Source organism: Phenylobacterium sp., from assembly GCF_044372605.1.
Lineage (GTDB): Bacteria > Pseudomonadota > Alphaproteobacteria > Caulobacterales > Caulobacteraceae > Phenylobacterium.
Map to the genome: position 1 here is coordinate 1 of NZ_JBILRO010000273.1, position 4,266 is coordinate 4,266.

Annotated in this window: 5 protein-coding genes; all 5 read left to right on the top strand. The window is 64.8% G+C overall.

What is annotated here, in order from left to right:
- On the top strand, positions 1-491 hold a 491-nt coding region (locus ACIQ42_RS16510), incomplete at its 5' end, for an NADH-quinone oxidoreductase subunit C (protein WP_397423337.1).
- Positions 488-1,723 (top strand): NADH-quinone oxidoreductase subunit D, encoded by a 1,236-nt coding sequence (locus ACIQ42_RS16515; protein ID WP_397423338.1) that lies wholly within the window; start codon positions 488-490, stop codon positions 1,721-1,723. The genes ACIQ42_RS16510 and ACIQ42_RS16515, both read left to right, overlap by 4 nt.
- A complete protein-coding gene (locus ACIQ42_RS16520) occupies positions 1,720-2,070 on the top strand; it encodes a nuclear transport factor 2 family protein (RefSeq protein ID WP_397423339.1) in 351 nt (116 codons plus the stop codon). Before ACIQ42_RS16515 ends, ACIQ42_RS16520 begins: the two co-directional genes overlap by 4 nt.
- 9 nt (positions 2,071-2,079) lie before the next feature.
- Positions 2,080-2,742 carry an NADH-quinone oxidoreductase subunit NuoE gene (gene nuoE, locus ACIQ42_RS16525; protein ID WP_397423340.1) on the top strand — a complete coding sequence of 221 codons (663 nt, stop codon included), beginning with the start codon at positions 2,080-2,082 and terminating at the stop codon, positions 2,740-2,742.
- Between the two features lie 154 nt (positions 2,743-2,896).
- Positions 2,897-4,213 carry an NADH-quinone oxidoreductase subunit NuoF gene (gene nuoF / locus ACIQ42_RS16530; protein WP_397423341.1) on the top strand — a complete coding sequence of 439 codons (1,317 nt, stop codon included), beginning with the start codon at positions 2,897-2,899 and terminating at the stop codon, positions 4,211-4,213.
- Positions 4,214-4,266: the final 53 nt, after the last annotated feature.

Sequence of the window (4,266 nt, forward strand, 5' to 3'; positions counted from 1 at the left end):
TCGTCGAGGCGCTGACGATCCTGCGCGACGAGCATGGTTTCCACCAGCTGATCGACCTCTGCGGCGCGGACTATCCCGAACGCCCGCTGCGGTTCGATGTGGTCTACCACCTGCTGTCGATGACCCATAACCGGCGCGTCCGGATCAAGGTGCAGACCGACGAGGACACGCCCGTGGCCTCGGCGACCGGCGTCTTTCCTGCGGCCAACTGGTTCGAGCGCGAGGCGTTCGACATGTACGGCATCTTTTTCGACAATCACCCGGACTTGCGCCGCATCCTCACCGACTACGGCTTCCACGGCCATCCGCTGCGCAAAGACTTCCCGATGACTGGCTACGTCGAGGTTCGCTACGACGAGGAGCTGAAGCGGGTGGTCTATGAACCGGTGAAGTCGGTGGAATGGCGTAACTGGGACTTCCTCAGTCCCTGGGAAGGCATCGAGCGCGGCTTTGCCGCCGTTCTGCCGGGCGACGAGAAGGGCAAGTCATGAGCGTGAAGGCCCCCGCGCTGCCCGCGGACTATTTCCACGACCCCAAGGTCCCGGAGACCCCGGTCCGCAAGTTCAACATCAACTTCGGCCCGCAACACCCGGCCGCCCACGGCGTGCTGCGCCTGGTGCTGGAACTGGACGGCGAAGTTGTCGAGCGGGTCGACCCGCACATCGGCCTCCTGCACCGGGGCACCGAGAAGCTGATGGAGGCCCGGCCCTATCAGCAGACGATCCCCTACATGGACCGCCTCGACTATGTGTCGCCCATGAACCAGGAACATGCCTATGTCCTGGCGATCGAGAAGCTGCTCGGCATCGAGGCGCCCTATCGCGGCCTGCTGATCCGGACTCTGTACGACGAGATCGGCCGGATCCTGAGCCACCTGCTCAACGTGACCACCCAGGCCATGGACGTGGGCGCGCTCACCCCGCCGCTGTGGGGCTTCGAAGAGCGCGAAAAACTGATGGTCTTCTATGAGCGTGCATCGGGCGCCCGGATGCACGCCAACTACTATCGCGTCGGCGGCGTTCGTCAGGACCTGCCGGAAGCGCTGATCCGCGATATCGACGACTGGTGCGACTATTTCCCGCGTATCATCGATGATCTGGAAGGCCTGATCACCGGCAGCCGGATCTTCAAGCAGCGTAACGTCGACATCGGCGTGGTCACGCGGGAAGAGGCCATCGCGCACAGCTTCTCGGGCGTGCTGGTGCGTGGTTCCGGGATCTCGTGGGATCTGCGCCGGGCGCAACCCTATGCCGCCTACAACGACATGGAATTCGACGTGCCGCTGGGCGTGCACGGCGACTGCTATGACCGCTACCTCTGCCGGATGCGTGAGATGCGCGAGTCGGCGAAGATCATGAAGCAGTGCTGCGAGCGTCTTCTGAAGACGCCGGGTCCCGTGCTGATCGAGGACAACAAGATCGCCGCGCCGCGTCGGGGCGAAATGAAGCGCTCCATGGAGGCGCTCATCCACCACTTCAAGCTCTTCACCGAGGGCTATCGCACCCCGCCAGGCGAGGTTTACGCCTGCGTCGAGGCGCCCAAGGGCGAGTTCGGCGTCTATCTGGTCAGCGACGGCGCCAACAAGCCGTACCGCGCAAAGATCCGCGCGCCGGGCTATCCGCACCTGCAGGCCATGGACTGGATGAACCGCGGCCACATGCTGGCCGACGTCTCCGCCATCCTGGGTTCGCTGGACATCGTGTTCGGGGAGATCGACCGGTGAGCGCCAGCGCCCAAGTCAGCCCCGCCGACATCGCCCAGGGCCAGCTCGACGCCTACAATGTCCAGGACCTGGATGCGCACTGCGCGTTCTTCGCCGACGACGTTACCGTGGCCGACCTGAACGGCGCTGTGACCATCCAGGGGATCGCGGCCTATCGCGCAAAGTACGTCCAGGTCTTCGCGGACTTCCCGCAGAACCGGGCGCGCCTGGTGAACCGGATCTGCGTCGGCCAGACTGTTATTGATCATGAGGACGTCAGCCGTGGTCCGGATGGCCCCAGCTTCCAGGTGATCGCCATCTACACCCTCGCCGGCGGCAAGATCGCTCGCGTGGATTTCGCGAAGTGAGGGCCTGAGTTGAGCGTCCGTCGTCTCGCCGCCGTCCAGCCGGCCAGCTTCGCCTTCAAGCCGGCGACACTGAAGGCCGCAAAAGTGTGGATGGAAAACTTCCCGGCCGGGAAGCAGCAGTCGGCCGTGGTGCCGACCCTTTGGCTGGTGCAAAAGCAGGAGGGCTGGCTGTCCGAGCCCGCGATCCGGGCCGTCGCCGAGCTGCTGGGCATGCCGGTGATCCGGGTACTGGAGGTAGCGACCTTCTACACCATGTTCATGCTGGAACCGGTGGGCGAGGTAGCTCTGGTGCAGGTGTGCGGCACCACGCCATGTCAGACGCGGGGGTCAGAGGACCTGCTCGCTGTCTGCAAGCGTAAGTTCGGACCACAGAACCATCGCTCGGCGGACGGCAAGTTCTACTGGCAGGAAGTGGAGTGCATGGGCGCCTGCTCGAACGCCCCGATGGCCGCCATCAATGACTACTATTACGAAGACCTGACGCCCGAGAGCTTCGAGAAGCTGCTGGACGATTTCGCCGCCGGCAAGAAGCCGAAGCCCGGCTCCATGATCGGCCGACAGGGTTCTGCGCCGGAAGGCGGGGCCACAACGCTCATTGACGAAACCCTGTTCAACGGCTCGCTGGGCAAGAAGATCAAGGTGCCGAACCTTCCCGTAAAGGTGAAGGCATGAGCCTCAATTCAAGTTGCTTCACCTCCCCCACGAAATGGCGGGAGGGGGATCGCGCCCCGCATGGCGCGGTGTTCGCGCTTGGGCGCGCGAAGCTGGTGGGCTTCGGAGTACAGACCGAGTTTATGGCCGGCGTTCGCCGGAGGGGAGTTTGAGCGTGGCGGGTATCCTGGCTGACAAGGACCGCATCTTCCTGAACCTCTACGGCCAGCGTGACTGGGGCCTGGAGGGCGCCAGGGCGCGCGGCGCGTGGAACGGCACGAAGGATATCGTGGCCCAGACGCCCGAATGGATCTGCGACCAGATGAAGGCGTCTGGCCTGCGCGGTCGCGGCGGAGCGGGTTTTGCCACCGGCCTGAAGTGGACCTTCATGCCCAAGCAGGAGAGCGAGCGGCCTCATTATCTGCTGGTCAACGCCGACGAGTCCGAGCCGGGCGCGTGCAAGGATCGCGACATCCTGCGCAATGATCCGCACCTGCTGATCGAGGGCTGCGTCATCGCCTGCAAGGCCATGCGGTCGCACCAGGCCTATATCTACATCCGCGGCGAGTATGTGCACGAGCGCGAGCGCCTGACGGCGGCGATCAAGCAGGCCTACGAGGCCAGGCTGATCGGCAAGGGCAGCATCCTGGGTTACGACGTGGACGTCGGCCTGCAGCACGGCGGCGGCGCCTATATCTGCGGCGACGAAACCGCCCTGATGGAAAGCTTCGAGGGTAAGAAGGGCCAGCCGCGTCTGAAGCCGCCGTTCCCGGCCGGCGCCGGCATCTATGGCTGCCCGACCACGGTGAATAACGTCGAGACCATCGCGGTCGTGGGCACGATCCTGCGGCGCGGCGCCGACTGGTTCGCAGGGTTCGGAACCGAAAAGTCCACGGGCACAAAACTGTTCGCGGGCTCCGGCCATCTGAACAAGCCCTGTGTGGTCGAGGACGCCGTCGGCATAAGTGTGAAGCAACTGATCGAAGATCACTTCGGTGGCGTGCGCGGCGGCTGGGGCAATCTCAAGGCCGTGATCCCGGGTGGGATCTCGGTGCGGATGATCCCGGCCGAAGAGGCCGAGGTCGCCCTCATGACCTACGAGGATCTGCAGGCGCGGGGCTCCGGCCTTGGCACCGGCACCATGATCGTCTTCGACAAGGACGCCGATCTGGTGAAGGCGATCGCGCGGGCCAGCTACTTCTACAAGCACGAAAGCTGCGGCCAGTGCACGCCGTGCCGTGAAGGTACCGGCTGGATGTGGCGGGTGATGGAGCGGATGGTCACCGGCGAGGCCGAGATGTCGGAGATCGACATGCTGCTCGACGTGGCCAGTCAGGTTGAAGGTCACACGATCTGCGGGCTCGGCGACGCCGCCGCCTGGCCGATCCAGGGCCTGTTCCGGCACTTCCGTCACGAGGTCGAGGAGCGGATCACCAACTACCGTGCGGGCAAGCCGCACGTGCAGGGCGCCTCCCTGCAGGCGGCGGAGTGAGCTGAGCCATGCCGAAAGCCAAGGTCAACGGCGTCGAGGTCGAGTTCGAGCCC

Excerpts from the sequence above, each read along its gene's own strand:
- ACIQ42_RS16515 (WP_397423338.1), top strand. The coding sequence starts at position 488 with ATGAGCGTGAAGGCCCCCGCGCTGCCCGCGGACTATTTCCACGACCCC.